The sequence below is a fragment of the Paraburkholderia sp. BR10882 genome, from assembly GCF_040948855.1.
GTDB lineage: Bacteria > Pseudomonadota > Gammaproteobacteria > Burkholderiales > Burkholderiaceae > Paraburkholderia > Paraburkholderia nodosa_A.
The window spans coordinates 236283-252538 of sequence record NZ_JBFPKP010000009.1; the positions used below are offsets into that span (position 1 = coordinate 236283).

The window sequence follows — 16256 nt, forward strand, 5'->3', positions numbered from 1 at the left end:
TGCGCATCCTCCTGGACCGCAATGGCGATTCGCGTTTGTCGCGCGCGTCGCCCACCGTTTGGGGAGCAACGATGAAACTGGCCAGTCCGCGTTTCGTTCCAGTCAGCGCTCTCGCCGTGCGCGAGGCAACGCAGTGACATCGCGCACACCGCACGGCCATCGGGATCGCGACGAATCGCACCCCACGCGCCGCACCGTTACCACGCAGGCCGATCCTCATCAGGAACCCGATTCGCTGGAAGCATGCCGGCGCTGCACGTTGTGGAAAGACGCCACCCACGGGGTGCCGGGCGCGGGCAACGCGCGCGCCACGCTGATGCTCGTCGGCGAGCAGCCCGGCGACAGCGAGGATCGCGCGGGTCTGCCGTTCGTCGGCCCGGCAGGCGCGCTGCTCGACACCGCGCTCGAAGAGGCGGGCATCGAACGGAAGGCCGTCTATGTGACCAATGCGGTTAAGCACTTCAAATGGGAACTGCGCGGCAAGCGCCGCCTGCACAAGACGCCTGCCCAGCGCGAGGTGGAAGCCTGCGCATACTGGCTCGAACGGGAACTTGCGCAAATCAGGCCGAAGGTCGTGGTCGCGCTCGGCGCAACCGCCTTGCGCGCGATTTTGCGCGACCCGAACGCGCGGCTGAAGGCCTACATGGAACACGCGGGTCGCATCGGCGATCTCGTCATCGTGGCAACCTGGCACCCTTCGTACGCGCTACGGGCGCCGAACGTCGAGGCGCGCGACAAAGCGCGCGCGCAGATCGTCGAGGCACTGCGTCTCGCAGACGCGCTTGCTGGCAAACGTTGACGAGCCGCGTCATGCAACGGTGTCGGCACGCGCGAATCGAGTCGAAGCAGACGAGCGCACGTGCCGCGACGCTGTCTTGCCCGTTTCCGGTTTCTGTGTCTTTGTCGCGCCGCCATTAGCGCGGTCCTTCGCCCCCTTCGCGCGTACTTTACGGCTCGTTTGCGCGAGCAGGCGGACGAGGCTCGCGTCGCTTGACTCGCCAGCGCGATCGCGGCGCGACATCTCACGCGTCCGCCGCTTCGCGTCGCGCTTCAGAAAGACGACGAGCGCCGCCTCGTCTGCCTTCAGTCCGCGCAGGCGCACTGCGGGTAGCGCCTGCGCGAGGGCGCCCGCCTCGAACGCTTCGATCACGGCCGGATGGATATAGCACTTGCGGCAAACCGCCGGCGTATTGCGCAGCATCTGGGAGATCTGCTTGACGGTGTCGGCGACGTGCTTGCGCGCCTGCGTCGCCGTTTGCCACTCCAGCTTGCGCAGCGCCGCAAGCGCAAACACGCTGCCCGCCCACGTGCGGTAGTCTTTTGCGGTGAAATCGGCGCCGGTGACCTCATGCAAATAGTCGTTGATGTCCGAGGAGGTGACAGAATACCGCGCGCCATCGGCATCGAGATACTGAAAGAGGTCCTGGCCCGGCAGTTCCATACAGCGCCTGACGATGCGCGCAACCCGTGCGTCGCTGACCGCGACGTCGTGCTCGATGCCGCTCTTGCCGCGAAACCGGAAGCGCAGCCGGTCAGACGACACTTCCAGATGCCGCTTGCGCATCGTGGTCAGGCCGTACGAGCGGTTCTCCCGCGCGTACTCCTCGCTGCCCACGCGAATCAGTGTGCTATCGAGCAGCCGCACGACGGTCGCCAGCACTTTGTTTCGCGGCATGCCGTCGAGCGCGAGATCGCGCGCCAGCCGGGCGCGCAGTTTCGGCAGCGCGGTGCCGAACCCCAGCAAGCGCTCGTACTTGGTCGCGTCCCGTGTTTCACGCCAATACGGGTGATAGCGGTACTGCTTGCGACCCCGCGCGTCACGGCCCGTCGCCTGCAAGTGGCCACGCCCATCCGGGCAGATCCACACATCGGTATAGGCAGGCGGAACCGCCAATGCGTTGATACGGCGAATCTCGGCAGCGTCCTTGATGCGCTTGCCTCGCGTATCGAAGTAGACGAACGCTCCGTCGATCCGCTCGCGCGTGTACCCGCGATGCGAGTCATCGACATAGCGCAGGCCGCAAGGCCCGAGGTCAGTCGGCGATATGCCGCTCGCGCGCGCGGTACTTTTGCGGCCCGGCTTTCCTGAATTTGCGTGATTCTTTGCCACGGCTTGCCTCGGTCGGATTTGCCTTGTTTGGGCACGAGGAGCAATAGCCATGCCGCCAACGCCGGAGCGTAATTCTGCGCCGAGGCAGCGCGCAGCCGTACGTGCCGCCCTTCGTGCGAACCACCGGCCGAATCGGGAACAAGCGATGCGGCGATGCAGCAAGACCGCGGAACCCTATCTGCCCGGTCAAACCTCAAATCGGAGCCGATGATGATTGAACCACCGATCGCACTACCCGACGCAGGCCCAGACAACGCGCCTGAACGAGTTACGTCCCTGGGCACGGAAATGAACGAACTGGCACGCCTGTGTGTTGAGACCGCTGGCCGCATCGCAGAACTGAATAGCCATGCGTTCAGTACCACCCTGAATGAGCAGCGCGCAATCGCAATCGAATCGGCTAGCGAACGTTCGCCATTTGACGCATGGCGCTTGAACGCAGGCTACGCTTTAGCGGGCACAGTAAAGACTGCAGCCTACTGGCGGCACATCAACGAGATCATGCTTGGCGCGATCGTCGATTGCGTTAGCGGTATCGAAAGCCGCCTGAACCGGGACTTCATGGCCTGGAGTAACGCGTTCGAGGGCACCACCTCGTAAGGGCATGCGGCGGGGGCCGTGCGAGGGACACACGCCCCGCTTCCAACCGGTGCTGCGCGGGGTCAACAGAAGGCCTCGCGCGCACCGCCGCAATGTTTCCTGCTGCAACGGCTGCCCCCTTGACAAAGCCGCTCACTCAGGAATGCGTACCGACTTTCTGGGCCAGTGCCTGGGCCATCCGGTAATGTTCTTCGATGGTTGGCAACGCCTTGCGCGCCGCCGCCTTCAGGCTGTCGTTCTTGCCGTCGCTGATTTCCTTCTGGAACGCGGCCACCGCTTCCTTGTGGCCTTCTACCCCCACCTTCTGCGCGTATGCACTGTCAAATTGCGCATCCTTGAGCGGCCGTAACGAATCGAGAATCGACGTATCGGAATTGTCCTTCGGCACCGTGACACCGTGCGGCGCCGCGAGCTTTAATTGCGCTGCAAGCTTCATATGATCGGCGATCATGTGCTCTGCAAATTTGTGCACGTCCTTGTTCTTCGTGTTATGCATGGCGAGCTTCGCGGCGTCGATTTCCGTCGATCCAGACATCGATGCCGCCTGAACGAAATCGCGATCCACATCCGGCAGCGGATTTGCCGCGGTGGCGGAAGCCGCTTGGGATTCTTGTGCTGTGGCCGCGAGCGGAAGACTGCATGCCATGGCCAAACCGAGAATAGCGAAAAGGAGTTTCATGGTTGACATCCTTGGGTCGTTGAACGGTCGCGGGGCCCATATGGACCGCGCATGGGCCGTCGCGCACGGTGCGTGCCGCGGCGCATGCGGCCTCGCGCACCGCCCGGCCTGCCTTCATCGAGAGACCGGGAGCTGGGTACGCGCGCTGCGCAACACGGGCATGTCCCGTGGAGACCTGTCATGAACGAACCGAAACAGACCAGCGATGCGCTCGCGCTGCTGATCGCCGACCACCGCGCCGTCGATAAACTTTTCGATGCCTACCGGGGTGCCGGCGAGGCCACCGAAGATGCGCGCTTCACGATCGCCAAGCGAGCGTGCGAGCAACTCGCCGTGCATACGATGCTTGAGGAAGAGTTGCTCTACCCCGCAGCGAGCGAAGCACTACCCACAGAGGCGCTTGATGTGGACGAGGCTCGAGTCGAGCACTATCTCGTGAAAACGCTCATCCAGCGCTTCACCACGCTGACACCCGCGCATGCTGGTTTCGACGCGACGTTCCGTGTGCTGGCCGACCTGGTTCGCCACCATGTCGAAGAAGAAGAGAAAGAGCTATTCCCGCTCTTGCGCCGCAGTAATCTGGACCTCGCAGCGCTGGGCCGCCGTATCGCGTCGCGCAAGGCCGAGCTCGATGCAAAGCTCGAGGCCGCCGGGGTGAAGAGCACCGGCGACAAGACGTTGGTGCTCTCGCACCTCGATATGCCGCTTTGAGATGCCGCCCGGTGACGATGCTTCAAACACGGCGCAAATGCGAGGGATCACCGCGAAGAAGCGAGGCCGCTTAAGGCTGCGGTTTGACTGGAAGCGCTTTCCCGAAGCATCGAGCGTCGCTCATGGTCGTGTATTCGCCGTACGGGTCGATGTGTTGGTAACCGTGGCGCCGATAAAAGGCGATTGCGCGCCGGTTCGCCTCACGTGTCTGCAAGATGACCCGGCGAAAGTCCATTGCGGCGGCGAGTTCTTCGAGATATCGCAGAATCGCAGCGCCGGCTCCATGGAATTCGGCACGCCGGTATATCCGCTTGAACTCCGCCACTTCAAACGAGAAACGGCGCAGGGCCCCACAGCCTATCGCCTGGCCGTCGGTGGTACGGGCAATGACAAAGGCGCCGCGCGGCGTCATCGCATCCTGCTCGTTGAATCGGGATTGGGCGCCATCACCGCAGTACAGCGCGACCATGGCGCTCAGTTCGTCGAGCAGTAAGCCCGCGTCGCGCGTAGCGGGATCCTCCCGTCGCACAGTGACCACTACGGGCGATTCCTTCATCGCGCATTTCCTCCCGGACCTAGTATTACGCACTCGCGTTGTCGCGCCGCGAGGTCTAGCCGCGCGTTCAGCGCAGCAGCGCCCAGCGTGTTTTCCATGAGGTCTGAGTGCTCATCGGGGCTCTCTTCCGCTCGGGGACGCGGCATCGCGCCCAGGCCCGATTCCGCATCGCTCATGCCCGGAACAGCCGCTGGCTCCGGTGTTGGTCGAAACCGCTTTTTCATGGCTTCCGTCGGCCAGGACAAACCCGGTGCATGAGCATCGGGGAGACCGAACCACCTCTGGATATCGACCACTCCAGCGATGCGTCATCAATCCTCGGGACGCTCGACATCCAGCCGCACAAACTCTTTGGCGAGTTCGCGCACGGCGAGTCGGGCTTCGTCGGCAGTTGCGAATGGCCCGGGAACGAGACAGCCGTCGAACGGGTAGATCAACTTCCCATCAGCCTTTCGCCTGATCCTTAGGTATCCGACATATTGGCCCATCGCATTGATCTTCTGTCGGCAAACCACCTCGTAGCCCACAATTTGAAGTGCGTCTTCGGCGCGATCGGGCTTACCCATGGTTTTTCTCCCCCAAATACCGTCATAACAATCCCGCTTGATGCGCTGAGTGTCCAAGCATTTCGCGCACCTGACCTTACAAATGTGTCGTGTGGGTGAGCGCTCCGTGCGCTCAGCCCATGGGGAAAGGGTTGTCCATAAGGATGCATTTACGGACACGCCTCCCTGATACTCGACAGGTGACGGCGGGCATATGCTCCTATGAGCCACCAGCAAGCTACTTCCGGCCAAAAAGAGCGATCCGACTGGCGCACTACCAGCTCGCCTCGCGCATGTCACGCGGAGGTCGATCACACGCCACACGAGGAGGTGTGCGCGGTCAGATGTCGTTTCGGCGGACAACTATCAGGGCGGCAAGACCGCTCGTTCGAGAATCCAGGAGACATAAGTGCTGAGCCCTCACGAATTTGCGACGCTCATGCTGGTCAAGTCATCGCCGGACCAGATCGACATGGGCCGCGAGGAACTCGACACACTGCTCGAGCAACAGCTCGTAGCACTCGAGAGCCTCGCCACCGGTATGCCGCGTCCGCGTATAACGGATGAAGGCGAATTCCTGCTCGAAACGATCATGCGAAAGCGGTGACCGGCCCGCGGCACGCTCTTCGAAGAAGCCACCCGAAATGCGCCAGCCGGTTCCGAGGCAGCAGTGGCAGCACTCAGCTCGGCGATCACCGTGGCCAATGCGCTCTATGGGGCACTCGGGACCACCGGGCAGTCCGCGATCGAGGTTGCACAGGGCAAAGTCGATGTGATCGCCGACGCAGCGTCGAAAAGTGCGAGGCGCGTGAACCCGCAACGAGAACAAACGGCCAGGGAATGACGAGTGTCGCCGGCGCGAGGGCAACGTGACCGGATGCCGACTTGTTGAATGAAGGATGTATCGACAAGACAAGTACCACGGATCTCAAATCGGGATGAGCGTGAAAACGCGAGCCGCGCCTGCCGTCGCAGGGATCTGACGAATGTCCTGCGTCGACAAGGCGGAGATAGCCCGGACTCCAGCGTCACCTGGGACGACATGACCGCTCACGCGTGACCAGACGAGAGGGGCATGGGAAACAAAAATCTTCCAGCCGGTTACGGGGGGCAACGAGTAAGCTGCGATGGACGACGAGACTGAGCTACAAGCCCTGATACTTGCGGACCGCCATATCCACGAGGCGGTCTGGCGTATACGTAAGCAGCGTGCCTTACTGACGATCATCCACAGCGACGAACAACGGAAAGTCGGCGCCGTATTGCTGGCCGCCTTGTACGACGGTCTCAGGGTAGAAATCGGGCACCGCCGTCTCATCCGGCATACGTGGTTTACCAGGCATCCCCCCGGTCAGAATAGTCAGCAATACGAAACGTAAGGGGTCGGGCTGTCCGTGGATACTCCGTCTCCGCCTGTGACACGGGCGGGCGCCCGAATGAACGGCGGCAGGAACAGAATATGCGCAGACGTTCACCGGGGTTAGGGTGAACGGTATGACTCACATACTTCACCTATCGATGCCGTTCATCAGTTCGCGATCTCCGGCTCAAGAAAAAGATCGGACAGCCTTCGCGGCCGTGGTCTCACTACGAAGCTAGAAAGCGAACTGTACGAACGGCTGGCATTCAGTATGCGGGCTTGCGTCAACATGAGTAGCGTACGAATCACCTTCCTGCGCGACGTCCCGAGGCGCGTTCAAGCCGGCAGGGAGCTTCGCAATGCACCGTCCTCGCGTGCCAGGCATGCACGGCGGACAGCGTCCAGGCGTTGCTGGGCTGTAAAGGAATCGAACATGTTGCCGACGGACGCCTGCGCGCTTCTCGAACTGCTCGGAGATGAGGCGCGAGCCGTTTCCCTGAAGTATTTCAGGACACAGCTCGACGTTACCGCAAAGTCCGACGATACGCCCGTCACGGTGGCGGACCGCGAGATTGAGCGACAGCTTCGGGAACGCATCCTGTCTCGGTATCCTTCGCACAATATTGTGGGGGAGGAGGAAGGCGGAGACGTTGGGGATGGCATAACCTGGGTGATTGACCCCATCGACGGGACGAAAAGCTTCGTGGCAGGTCTGCCGCTGTTCGGCACACTCGTAGCAGTGCTTGAAGGGCGACGTCCCCGTTACGGCATGATTGAAGTCCCCGTACTCTGCGAGCGCTGGATCGGCAACGGCAATCGCACCGTTCTCAATGGGGTACTGTGCGAGGTCAGTGCGTGTAGGCAACTGCGAGATGCGCGGCTCTGCGCAACCGACCCCCAAACGTTCGCGGGCAAGGCGTCAACGGCCTTTTCAACCCTGTCGCGCGCTGTTTCAGTCACGCGGTTCGGCACCGACTGTTACGGCTACGCCTTGCTAGCCTCCGGACACGTTGACCTTGTTGTGGAAGCTGAACTGGAAATGTTTGACGTCATGGCGCTGATACCTGTCGTCCAGGGCGCGGGCGGCGTCGTGACGACATGGTCAGGTCGTCCAGTCGATAGACGTTTCGATGGCACGGTCATCGCAGCGGCGACCCCAGAGCTCCACGCCGAAGCGCTTCGATTCCTCGTGTAATAGGCTTCCAGGTTCCGCTACGTGCACGCCGCGGTTGCGTGCGAGAAGTGAACACCATGCGTTGACCACCGGCATCGCGGGGACGCGCGGGACAATCGAACCGAATGGGCAGGCGTAGCATCGCTCGTCAATGAAGGCGACATTCGCTCAACGAGGGTGCAGTTCGATGTAGTCGCTGACGCGGAGGACCGACATAGCGTCAAGCAGGTTGCCGCCTGCTCCTCCAGCAATACGGCGGCGGTAGCGGCAGTCAACCAATACTGCCTGGAGACTGCCGTCGGACCCCTACCCGAAGGCCCTGGCCTTGGTGAGGGCCTTCGCTATTTCCGCGACGAGCTGATGTTGCAGATACGGCTTACGGAGCCTCTGAATTCCGACGTCGGCTCCCTGTGGAAGCTCTGCGTAGCCGGTAGCCAGGATCACAGGGAGTGTCGGGCGCAACTCGCGCGCGGCCAGCGCCAGCTCCAGGCCCGTCATCCGTGGCATCGAATAGTCGGTGAGCAGGAGATCGATCCTGCGTCCCGCCTTCAGGATCTCGAGTGCGGCTGCGCCCGAGTCGGCTTCGATCACCTCATGTCCCATATCCTGAAGGAGGTACGCGGTGCTCGTTGCGATCAGGGCATCGTCATCGACGAGAAGAATGCTCGCCTGGATCGGATCGATTACGCTGCCCTCGGGCTGCGCATCGTGCTGCAGATCAGGCGTCGTGACACGTTGCGAGGTAACGGGCAGCCATAACTCTACCCGCGTGCCTCGTCCTGCTTCGCTCTCGAGGCGCAGGGCACCGTTCAGCTGCAGCGCGAGTCCGTGAATCATGGAAAGACCCAACCCTGTTCCCTTGCCGAGTTCTTTCGTTGTAAAGAACGGCTCGGTTGCTTTCGCAAGGGTGTCCGCATCCATGCCTTTCCCGGTATCAGCGACGATGATTCGGACATATTCGCCCGCGGGCAGTCCGTTGTCGCCCCACGTTTGCACGTCATCGACCGCTATTGACAACGTCCCTCCCTCAGGCATCGCGTCGCGGGCGTTGACGACCAGATTCAGGATCGCGAGTTCGACCTGATTCCCATCGGCAAGGGTAAGCGGAATCCCCTCCGGCAATTTCAGCTCGAGCGCCACTCGCGGCCCTATCGACCGCTCCAGAAGATCGGTCATCCCCCGAACCACGGTCGGGAGGTGGGTCGGCTCGACCTTGAGATCCTGCTGCCGCGCGAAGGCCAGAAGGCGCTGCGTAAGAGCGGCGCCACGCTGGGCTCCCCTAAGCGCGCCGTCGATCAGTCGCGTTGCTCGAATGGCGTCCTGCGGCTGCTTGCGCAGCAGTTCGAGATTGGCCATGATGGCCATCAGCAGATTGTTGAAATCGTGGGCAACTCCACCCGTCAACTGCCCGATCATTTCCATCTTCTGCACCTGGCGCAACAGCTCTTCTGCGCGCTCGCGCTGCCGCATCTCGTCCAGCACGAGTCGGTGGCTGCGCTCGAGCTCCGCAGTGCGCTGGGCAACCCTCGCCTCGAGCATGTCGTTGGCCTGTTGCAGGCTGTCTTCCGCTGCCTTGCGCATGGTGATATCGGATATCACCCCGACGAGCCGTGCGGTCTTTCGAGTGCCATCTCGAACCAGCCGCGCGCGCATGTCCGCCCAATGAACCGTCCCGTCCGGCCAGAGCGTACAGAGCTCGAGTGCGAAATCGCAGCCGGTTGCCAGGCTGCAGTCGATTGCGTCGGTCATCCGGGGCCTGTCGTCTCGACTGATGCCGGCAAGGAGATCGGAGTACGTGAAAGGCGCGCCTGACGCATGCCCGAAAATCGCGCGACACGCAGGCGAAACCACCAGTGCAAATGTCGACAGGTCCAGTTCCCATGAGCCCAGTTTCCCTGCTGTCAGGGCGGTGTGCAGGCGCGCTTCGCTTTCGCGCAGTTCATCCATACGCAGGCGCGCTTCGAATTGCCGCGCCCGGCCGCGCAGTGCTGTGCCAACCGCGCTGACGAACGTCCGCGGATGAAACGGGCGCTCGATGAATGTCGCGTTTCCCAGCGTCGCCGCGAGTCGGCTCAGTTCGGGGTCCTGATCGGGCGCGCCCCGGCGCTGCGTGAGGATGATGAACGGAAAGTCGGACCATGTGGGCTGCGCTGACACCCAGTTTCCGAGTGGCTTGAGGTCGGCGTCTCGCAGGCCCTCGTCGGTCACGATCGCGCAACAGATTCCCTCATCCAGCATGGCGACGAAATGCTCGAAGTCGCGACATACGAGCGCAAGAGCGCCTGCCTCTTTCAGGAGAGCCGTGGCAACCACAGCGTCTCGCCCAATAGGTGTAAAAACCAGTGCGGGACAGCGATTGAAATCAGGTGCTTTCATTACCAGCGGCGCCCGTCGGCATAAGCGGCCCTGAGTTACCCACAAACGTGGGTACACCGCGCAGGATGCCCTGGAAACTGTCGAGCGGTGCCCCGACGTTCAGACCGAATCGCCCAATGCGAAATTCCCGGATCGTCTCTTCGTGACGGCCGGTGCGTTTCTTGATGATCGACACCGCCCGCCGCACGCTTCCCAGCGCCTCGAAGTACCGCAGCAGGATGACCGTGTCGGCAAGGTACGTGACGTCGACTGGCGCTTTCATGTCGCCAACGAGCCCATGCTGCGCTACCGTCAGGAAAGTCGTCGCGCCTTGCCTGTTGAGGTATTGCAGCAATTCGTGGATATGAAGGACGAGCGCGTTCTCCTGCGGCATGGCGGCCTGGTAACCGTTGAGACTGTCGATGGCCACCGTTTTGGCCTCGGCGTGATCAACGCAATCGCGGACGCGCTGGGCAAACTCGCCGGGCGAGAGTTCCGCGGCATCGACCTGCTCGACATGCAACCGGCCGGTCTCGCGCATCGCTTCAAGGTCGAAACCCAACGCGCGGGTCCGGTCGAAGAACAGTCCAAGTTCTTCGTCGAAGGCGAACAGTGCCGCCTTCTCGCCTCGAGCGACCGCAGCCGAAATGAACTGAAGCACAAAAATGCTTTTGCCGGTGCCGGCCGGTCCTAACACCAGGGTGCTCGAGCCCTGTTCGATGCCGCCGCCGAGAAGCGCATCGAGTTCCGCCACGCCGCTCGTCATTTGCTCGCGCGCAAACCGGGTGCGATGTTCCGCAGCAACGAGCCGGGGAAACACGGAAACACCTCCGCGTTTGATGGTGAAGTCGTGATACCCGCCACGGAACGCCTGCCCCCGGTACTTCGAAATCCTCAACCTGCGCCGCTCGGCTCCATAGTCGGGGGCAAGTTCTTCGAGCTTGATGACGCCGTGGGCGACGCTGTGTACGGTTTTGTCTGCGGCATCTGCAGTCAGGTCGTCGAGCAGCAGGACGGTCGCTCCTTGTCGCGAGAAGTAATGCTTGATGGCGAGCACCTGGCGGCGGTAACGCAGCGAGCTCTGCGCGAGCAGACGGATTTCCGAGAGGCTGTCCAGGACGACCCGCCTGGGCCGTACTCGCTCGAAAGCGTCAAAGATCAGGCGAGTCGTCTCGCCGAGCTCGAGATCGGACGAGTACAGCAGACTCTGCTGCTGATCCGCATCGAGCAGGCTCTCTGGGGGCACCACTTCGAACACGCCGACGCGATCGCCCAGTTGCCAACCGTGGGACGCGGCGCCGTCGCGCAATTCCCGCTCAGTTTCGGACAGTGTGATGTAAAGGCCCTGATCGCCCGCCTCGGCACCTTCAAGCAGAAACCGCAGGGCGATGGTCGTTTTCCCCGTGCCGGGGCTGCCTTCGAGAAGGAAAAGGTTTCCCTGAGTCAGCCCTCCCGCCAGAACATCGTCCAGGCCGGGAACGCCAGTACGCACGACCCGCATGATTTTGGTCTCATCGTCCATCAGGCGCTCCTGACTGCTCGGTCTTTGACGCGATATTCCCGGATCGCGGGCGGTCTGCTCACTGTATCCGTCTCCATGCACTGACTGCGGCGCGCTACGTGCGCAAAACGCATGCCCGCCCTTCTTCCCCCGCCCCATGGAAGCAGCCGAAGGATATCTCGAAGCGAGTGCCAGCTTGCCGTGCAGCGGCCATGGAACGTGTCTGCCAGCGTATCCGCGAGGCACGCGGAATGCGCGTGGCAAGTCCATCGCCCATCTCAACACGGAGAAAGACCATGAGCAAAAGCACGGATTCCAGCGTCTATAAGGTGACGGAAATCATCGGCACGAGCACAACTTCCTGGGAGGAAGCCGCAAAAAATGCAGTGGAAACCGCAGCCGCGTCGTTGCGTGACCTGCGAATCGCCGAAGTCTGCAAACTCGACATCAAGATCGAAGACGGCAAGGTCGTTGAATATCGGACCCGGGTCTCCGTGTCCTTCAAATACGAGACCTGAGAAGATCGCAGGTCACGATTGCGCCCCGGGCGTCGTGAAGCAATCCGGAAGTGGCGCGCGCTTCGGTCTTTCTACTGCGCTTTGCGACCGGAAGCGCTTTGGCCGGAGTTCGCTGTCTCGCCGCCTGTTGCGGAACTGGCCGGCGCGCGTCGCTTGTCGCGCCATTCCGCGACTTGCCATGCGACGAGCCCGGGCAAAAAGACGATGATGTCACGAAGCCTTCGCGCACCCGCAAGTGCGAGGCAAGTCTGCGGATTGAAACCGAGTACCGTCCCGATCAGCAAGAATCCCCCCTCCTGAACACCGAGTCCGCCAGGCACAAAGAACGCGACACTACTGAGCGCCTGGATGAGCGACTGGAGTGCGATCGCTTGCAGAAAGCTTCCTTTCGCCCCGAGAAAATAGAGCGCGAGCCAGAGTTCCAGCGCGGTTGCGATGCATTGAAGTGACTGCCAGATGAGCAGATAACGAATGATCATGCCGCGCTGACGCCAGAGATCGCTGATCGACTGATCGATGCGCACCGACTCGCCGACGAGCGAACGGAACTTGCCGCTCGTGATGCGATTGAACAGTTTCGTCAGGCGAGCGAACGGACTCATGCGCTGCACGAACAAAAACGCGAGGAGCAGGACGGCAAGTATGGCGATACCTCCTCCGAGTCGCGCAGCGAGGTGCAACGCTCCGGCACCCGCATGTGCGATCAGATAGCCGATGGCTGCAATAGCAAAGAGCATCTCGCTGATCAGCGTTAGCTGAAGATCGACGACGAGGCTCGCCATCGCCGGGGCCGGCTGCATGCCCCATTTGCACATCATGCGGAACGTCACGACTTCACCGCCGACACGCGCAACGGGCAACGTACCGTTCACCGACTCCCGAATCCAGACGAGGCGCAGGACGCCCGACAGCGTTGGACGTCTCGCACCGCGCATCAACATTTGCCAGTTCCTTGCATTGGCGAGCATCGGCAGAACATGAGCGATCCCTGCAAGCGCGAGCCCGCCGCCGGCTGCGCGCATCAAACTGAGCACCGCTCGCGCATCGGCGTGCCAGACGAGCCAGACTGCGATGGCGAGGCCGGCGAGTGCGGCGATTCGGGGGAGATATTTCATGGGGACCTGTCACTGTGTCTGGCACGTCAGTGCGGCACAGCCGGGACGCGACGCTGTCCGAAGTCATGCGTCACGCGGGATCGTTCGGGTACGAGCGCGAGCACTACGACGCGCCGCATCTCGACGATTCCCTACCGCAGGAGCTTCTCAGTGCCGCCGCCGCTCACAAGGGTTGCGTCCAGCCCGGAGACCAGTTCGTGGATCGAGCCAACTTCATGGATACGGGCGTCGGCGGATGTCTCCGCAGTCGACATCTGCTTGCCGCACTGCAGCATGAAGGTCGGCACCCACGGCGCGGCGCTGGCCATGCCGTCGATAGTAAGTGGGGCGTGCGACGCCCCGCGCTCCCGGTAAATGACAATCGCGCCGGCTTCCTGCGCCGCCATCACGCTTCGCAGCTCGAGGAGCGTGGTCGCTGAAATCGCGTGGTAGCCCTCCGCGCGAAGCAATACCGTCAACGATTTCCTGAGCAGTTCCGACTCGCTGAAAACGATGACGGTGATCGGACGACGACGCGTCGTTTGCCGGACTATCCCCCGGCTTCGTAGCCGAAGTTCGCACGAGAGCAAAATCACCCTGGCGAGATCGTAGGCTTTGCGCGCTTCGTGGGCCTGAGCCGAATCGACCGAATGGCGGCGTATGGCGCGCTCGAGTGCAGCAGACCTCGCGTCGAGGATTTCCAGGGCAAGGTCATATTCTCTCTCGAGCGAGCCGCCTTCAGGCTGGGAACTTGCCATGTCATCTCCCGCGACCCATTTCTTCGTGAGTGGCTACCGTAATTTTAGTAAATATTGCGAGCTAGACTCGCGCTCCGGGCGGCTACAACGGCGCGAGATTTGGTGTATTCCCCAGGCATCATTTCTATCTCCTCGATTTAACATTGATGCAATGCATCATCGAGTTGACCATGATGAGGGGGACAGAAAAATGGTTTGCACGACCGACGATCTGCTGGTAGCCCTGCTGAATATCGATGCGGAGATCAAGGCGTGCATGGAGCGCCTTTCCGAGGTCGAACGCGGCACGGACCACCACGCGGCAGCGTGGTCGACCGAGATTCGAACCGCCTTGCGAACCGACCTGGTTTTAATGAAGGAACGCCGCGAAGAATATTTTCTCCGGCTGAATGGCGCGCAGCCCGATCCGGCGCCCAGATCTGCATCATCGGTAAGTATCGATTCCCGCCCTGCGCGGCTGAGCGGCGCGAGAACCTGCGAGTGTCTGTGAGACGCCCCTGACAACGTCGGCATCGACTGCCACATCGAGCGTGAATCCGTCGTATTCGTCACTTCGATGCCTATCCGGCTCTGCGCGTCGCGTGCGATTAATCTTTCCGCGGCCCACGGTCATGGGCTGATTCGGGAGTGGACAGCACTGTCAAATTGAGCGCAGAGACTGTCATTTCGAGAGGTACTTTTCCGAGCGCAATCGCGATGTCTTCCGTACGCGACGGATCGGCTTCGATAATGTCGACTGTCATGAAATCCATGCCGTCATTGCGATCGGCATGGACATTCCAGCGAACGACCCTGGCACCGCTCTGTGCCAGGCATCGCCACACCGGGATGATTCTGAGCTTGCCCGGGGCAGCCCGAATTGTGAGCCTTTGCACAACCATTTCAGTACTCATGGTGTCACTCGTCCTGGCGGCGAAACGCTCGTATGTGGCTTGTATGAGCATATTCCAGCGGTGGCTCGCAAGTACAGAATGGACGTGTGTCCGTAAATCCATCCTTAAGGGCAACCGTCCCAGGCGGGCGCGAATGTCTTTCTGGTAGCGCCTTAGCGGCAAGGACCACCCCGATGGTTGCGGTCAATCCAGTCAATCGCTTGCAGCCTTGCAAGCGCCGCCATTTCATCCGGAGCACCCCGCATCTGCAGATCACCACTTGAGATGGGAATGCCGAGAGCCCTATGCGGATCGCTGGGCGTTAGCGTCCACTGCGCACCGAATGTATGACCGTCAACCGAAAATGGCGCAAAGTCGATTGTGAATCCGCGATAGATCAGTGAATAAGCCATTGCTCACACCTATGCGCATTTATCGAAAGGACGTTTGCAGAAGTCTGACTTCGGTTTCTGGAGCAGTGAATTATAGGTCGAGCCCTGAATTAGCTTTTTGTACGAAATCCGTTCTTTCCGGACATCGTGGCGAAGCCGCGGGAATGTTCGGTGCGCGATGAACGAGACCATGACCGCACCGCTATACATCGCCCTCGCTGTTGCCGCCGCCTTACTGATCTACGGTTGCGCCATGGCCTTGCTGTACTGGCTGCAAGGCCGTCTGATCTACCCGTCGGAGCGGCTGCAGCGCGGGCCGCTACGCCCGGACGCGCAGGGCCGCATCCGCCACGTGCGCGTGCATACCGCCGACGGCAACGAACTGGTTTGCGGCCACGCGGCACCGGCGGACCCCGCCCGCGCCACGGTCGTACTCTTTCATGGCAACGGAGAGGACCTCACCCAGCGAACGCACATCGCGCATGCGCTGCTCGACGCAGGCTACGGCGTCCTGCTTGCGGGCTATCGTGGTTACGGCGGCGCGCCCGGGCGTCCCAGCGAAGCGGGGCTCTACGCCGACGGCCGCGCTGCCATCGCATTCGCCGCGCGGCACTCGCGCGACGTCGTCCTCCATGGTTATTCGCTCGGCTCGGCCGTGGCAGTGCAGATCGCGACCGAACGCCCTCTCGCCGCGCTGTTGCTCGAAGCCCCGTTCACCAGCGTCGCCGATGTCGCCGCCGTGCACATGCGATGGCTGCCGCGCATCGTTCCCATGCGGTGGCTCGTGCGCGACCGCTATGACAATCTCGCCAAGATCGGCAGCGTGCGCGCCCCCATCCTCATTTACGGCGGCGACGCTGACCACGTCGTTCCCCCAGCGCAATTCTCACGGCTCTTCACGGCCGTCCGGGCGCCCCGGCGCTTTGCGATCATAGCGGGCGCCTCGCACGTCAATGCATGGGAGCGCGGAGGTCATGCTCACGTGTTGCGTTTTCTCGACGACGTGCTGGGCTCGCAGTCCTGATCCTGGT

At 61.9% G+C, this 16256-nt stretch carries 20 protein-coding genes; 10 read left to right on the forward strand and 10 right to left on the reverse strand.

Annotated features, from left to right (window positions below; translation table 11 throughout):
- Nucleotides 1-133 precede the first annotated feature (133 nt).
- Nucleotides 134-799, forward strand: coding sequence for a UdgX family uracil-DNA binding protein (locus AB3X99_RS23625; protein ID WP_368618316.1), 666 nt, complete (start codon nt 134-136; stop codon nt 797-799).
- Between the two features lie 9 nt (nt 800-808).
- On the opposite strand, the gene AB3X99_RS23630 is transcribed toward AB3X99_RS23625, so the two are convergent.
- Nucleotides 809-2047 carry a DNA topoisomerase IB gene (locus tag AB3X99_RS23630; RefSeq protein ID WP_368618364.1) on the reverse strand — a complete coding sequence of 413 codons (1239 nt, stop codon included), beginning with the start codon at nt 2045-2047 and terminating at the stop codon, nt 809-811.
- Nucleotides 2048-2398: 351 nt separating this feature from the next.
- Here AB3X99_RS23630 and AB3X99_RS23635 point away from each other — a divergent pair, with 351 nt between their 5' ends.
- A complete protein-coding gene (locus AB3X99_RS23635) occupies nt 2399-2710 on the forward strand; it encodes a phasin family protein (protein ID WP_368618317.1) in 312 nt (103 codons plus the stop codon).
- A gap of 136 nt (nt 2711-2846) precedes the next feature.
- Here AB3X99_RS23635 and AB3X99_RS23640 read toward each other — a convergent pair whose 3' ends face one another.
- Nucleotides 2847-3389 (reverse strand): DUF4142 domain-containing protein, encoded by a 543-nt coding sequence (locus AB3X99_RS23640; protein ID WP_368602746.1) that lies wholly within the window; start codon nt 3387-3389, stop codon nt 2847-2849.
- A 180-nt stretch (nt 3390-3569) separates the two neighbouring features.
- Here AB3X99_RS23640 and AB3X99_RS23645 point away from each other — a divergent pair, with 180 nt between their 5' ends.
- Entirely contained in the window at nt 3570-4100 is a 531-nt protein-coding gene (locus AB3X99_RS23645; RefSeq protein WP_368618318.1) for a hemerythrin domain-containing protein, read from the forward strand.
- A 70-nt stretch (nt 4101-4170) separates the two neighbouring features.
- On the opposite strand, the gene AB3X99_RS23650 is transcribed toward AB3X99_RS23645, so the two are convergent.
- Together AB3X99_RS23650 and AB3X99_RS23655 are read right to left on the reverse strand one after the other, a co-directional pair.
- Nucleotides 4171-4656 (reverse strand): GNAT family N-acetyltransferase, encoded by a 486-nt coding sequence (locus AB3X99_RS23650; RefSeq protein ID WP_368618319.1) that lies wholly within the window; start codon nt 4654-4656, stop codon nt 4171-4173.
- A gap of 311 nt (nt 4657-4967) precedes the next feature.
- Nucleotides 4968-5222 (reverse strand): DUF6723 family protein, encoded by a 255-nt coding sequence (locus AB3X99_RS23655; RefSeq protein ID WP_368618320.1) that lies wholly within the window; start codon nt 5220-5222, stop codon nt 4968-4970.
- A gap of 388 nt (nt 5223-5610) precedes the next feature.
- Between AB3X99_RS23655 and AB3X99_RS23660 the strand changes: the two genes are divergently transcribed.
- The 4 genes from AB3X99_RS23660 (at nt 5611) to AB3X99_RS23675 (ending at nt 7756) form a co-directional block, all read left to right on the forward strand.
- The gene (locus AB3X99_RS23660; RefSeq protein ID WP_069263094.1) at nt 5611-5808 is read left to right on the forward strand and encodes a hypothetical protein; all 198 of its coding nucleotides are present in this window, start codon (nt 5611-5613) and stop codon (nt 5806-5808) included.
- A 63-nt stretch (nt 5809-5871) separates the two neighbouring features.
- Complete coding sequence (locus tag AB3X99_RS23665) at nt 5872-6045, forward strand: hypothetical protein (protein ID WP_368602750.1); 174 nt, start codon at nt 5872-5874, stop codon at nt 6043-6045.
- 283 nt (nt 6046-6328) lie between these two features.
- A complete protein-coding gene (locus AB3X99_RS23670) occupies nt 6329-6580 on the forward strand; it encodes a hypothetical protein (RefSeq protein WP_069263092.1) in 252 nt (83 codons plus the stop codon).
- A gap of 414 nt (nt 6581-6994) precedes the next feature.
- Nucleotides 6995-7756: an inositol monophosphatase family protein gene (locus tag AB3X99_RS23675; protein WP_368618321.1), complete on the forward strand. Its 762-nt coding sequence runs from the start codon at nt 6995-6997 to the stop codon at nt 7754-7756.
- A gap of 285 nt (nt 7757-8041) precedes the next feature.
- On the opposite strand, the gene AB3X99_RS23680 is transcribed toward AB3X99_RS23675, so the two are convergent.
- Entirely contained in the window at nt 8042-10111 is a 2070-nt protein-coding gene (locus AB3X99_RS23680) for an ATP-binding protein (RefSeq protein WP_368618322.1), read from the reverse strand.
- Complete coding sequence (locus tag AB3X99_RS23685; protein WP_368618323.1) at nt 10098-11612, reverse strand: ATPase domain-containing protein; 1515 nt, start codon at nt 11610-11612, stop codon at nt 10098-10100. The genes AB3X99_RS23680 and AB3X99_RS23685 overlap by 14 nt, the downstream gene beginning before the upstream one ends.
- 275 nt (nt 11613-11887) lie before the next feature.
- On the opposite strand from AB3X99_RS23685, the gene AB3X99_RS23690 reads away from it, so the two are divergent.
- Nucleotides 11888-12109, forward strand: coding sequence for a dodecin family protein (locus tag AB3X99_RS23690; RefSeq protein WP_069263088.1), 222 nt, complete (start codon nt 11888-11890; stop codon nt 12107-12109).
- A gap of 71 nt (nt 12110-12180) precedes the next feature.
- Here the strand turns inward: AB3X99_RS23690 and AB3X99_RS23695 are convergent, their stop codons facing one another.
- Both AB3X99_RS23695 and AB3X99_RS23700 read right to left on the reverse strand, forming a co-directional pair.
- Complete coding sequence (locus AB3X99_RS23695; RefSeq protein WP_342949763.1) at nt 12181-13224, reverse strand: lysylphosphatidylglycerol synthase domain-containing protein; 1044 nt, start codon at nt 13222-13224, stop codon at nt 12181-12183.
- 131 nt (nt 13225-13355) lie between these two features.
- Complete coding sequence (locus AB3X99_RS23700) at nt 13356-13961, reverse strand: hypothetical protein (RefSeq protein WP_342949762.1); 606 nt, start codon at nt 13959-13961, stop codon at nt 13356-13358.
- Between AB3X99_RS23700 and AB3X99_RS23705 the strand changes: the two genes are divergently transcribed.
- On the forward strand, nt 13960-14451 hold the full coding sequence (locus AB3X99_RS23705; protein ID WP_368618324.1) for a hypothetical protein: 492 nt from the start codon (nt 13960-13962) through the stop codon (nt 14449-14451). The two genes, AB3X99_RS23700 and AB3X99_RS23705, sit on opposite strands and share 2 nt — an antisense overlap.
- 97 nt (nt 14452-14548) lie before the next feature.
- On the opposite strand, the gene AB3X99_RS23710 is transcribed toward AB3X99_RS23705, so the two are convergent.
- Nucleotides 14549-14854 (reverse strand): hypothetical protein, encoded by a 306-nt coding sequence (locus AB3X99_RS23710; RefSeq protein WP_368618325.1) that lies wholly within the window; start codon nt 14852-14854, stop codon nt 14549-14551.
- A gap of 152 nt (nt 14855-15006) precedes the next feature.
- Entirely contained in the window at nt 15007-15246 is a 240-nt protein-coding gene (locus tag AB3X99_RS23715) for a hypothetical protein (RefSeq protein WP_342949760.1), read from the reverse strand.
- Between the two features lie 169 nt (nt 15247-15415).
- Here AB3X99_RS23715 and AB3X99_RS23720 point away from each other — a divergent pair, with 169 nt between their 5' ends.
- Nucleotides 15416-16249 (forward strand): alpha/beta hydrolase, encoded by an 834-nt coding sequence (locus AB3X99_RS23720; protein ID WP_368618326.1) that lies wholly within the window; start codon nt 15416-15418, stop codon nt 16247-16249.
- Nucleotides 16250-16256: the final 7 nt, after the last annotated feature.

Excerpts from the sequence above, each read along its gene's own strand:
- AB3X99_RS23720 (WP_368618326.1), top strand. The coding sequence starts at position 15,416 with ATGACCGCACCGCTATACATCGCCCTCGCTGTTGCCGCCGCCTTACTG.
- AB3X99_RS23695 (WP_342949763.1), bottom strand. The coding sequence starts at position 13,224 with ATGAAATATCTCCCCCGAATCGCCGCACTCGCCGGCCTCGCCATCGCA.
- AB3X99_RS23690 (WP_069263088.1), top strand. The coding sequence starts at position 11,888 with ATGAGCAAAAGCACGGATTCCAGCGTCTATAAGGTGACGGAAATCATC.
- AB3X99_RS23655 (WP_368618320.1), bottom strand. The coding sequence starts at position 5,222 with ATGGGTAAGCCCGATCGCGCCGAAGACGCACTTCAAATTGTGGGCTAC.
- AB3X99_RS23675 (WP_368618321.1), top strand. The coding sequence starts at position 6,995 with ATGTTGCCGACGGACGCCTGCGCGCTTCTCGAACTGCTCGGAGATGAG.
- AB3X99_RS23685 (WP_368618323.1), bottom strand. The coding sequence starts at position 11,612 with ATGGACGATGAGACCAAAATCATGCGGGTCGTGCGTACTGGCGTTCCC.
- AB3X99_RS23680 (WP_368618322.1), bottom strand. The coding sequence starts at position 10,111 with ATGAAAGCACCTGATTTCAATCGCTGTCCCGCACTGGTTTTTACACCT.
- AB3X99_RS23635 (WP_368618317.1), top strand. The coding sequence starts at position 2,399 with ATGAACGAACTGGCACGCCTGTGTGTTGAGACCGCTGGCCGCATCGCA.
- AB3X99_RS23670 (WP_069263092.1), top strand. The coding sequence starts at position 6,329 with ATGGACGACGAGACTGAGCTACAAGCCCTGATACTTGCGGACCGCCAT.
- AB3X99_RS23710 (WP_368618325.1), bottom strand. The coding sequence starts at position 14,854 with ATGAGTACTGAAATGGTTGTGCAAAGGCTCACAATTCGGGCTGCCCCG.
- AB3X99_RS23640 (WP_368602746.1), bottom strand. The coding sequence starts at position 3,389 with ATGAAACTCCTTTTCGCTATTCTCGGTTTGGCCATGGCATGCAGTCTT.
- AB3X99_RS23715 (WP_342949760.1), bottom strand. The coding sequence starts at position 15,246 with ATGGCTTATTCACTGATCTATCGCGGATTCACAATCGACTTTGCGCCA.
- AB3X99_RS23650 (WP_368618319.1), bottom strand. The coding sequence starts at position 4,656 with ATGAAGGAATCGCCCGTAGTGGTCACTGTGCGACGGGAGGATCCCGCT.
- AB3X99_RS23645 (WP_368618318.1), top strand. The coding sequence starts at position 3,570 with ATGAACGAACCGAAACAGACCAGCGATGCGCTCGCGCTGCTGATCGCC.
- AB3X99_RS23705 (WP_368618324.1), top strand. The coding sequence starts at position 13,960 with ATGTCATCTCCCGCGACCCATTTCTTCGTGAGTGGCTACCGTAATTTT.
- AB3X99_RS23700 (WP_342949762.1), bottom strand. The coding sequence starts at position 13,961 with ATGGCAAGTTCCCAGCCTGAAGGCGGCTCGCTCGAGAGAGAATATGAC.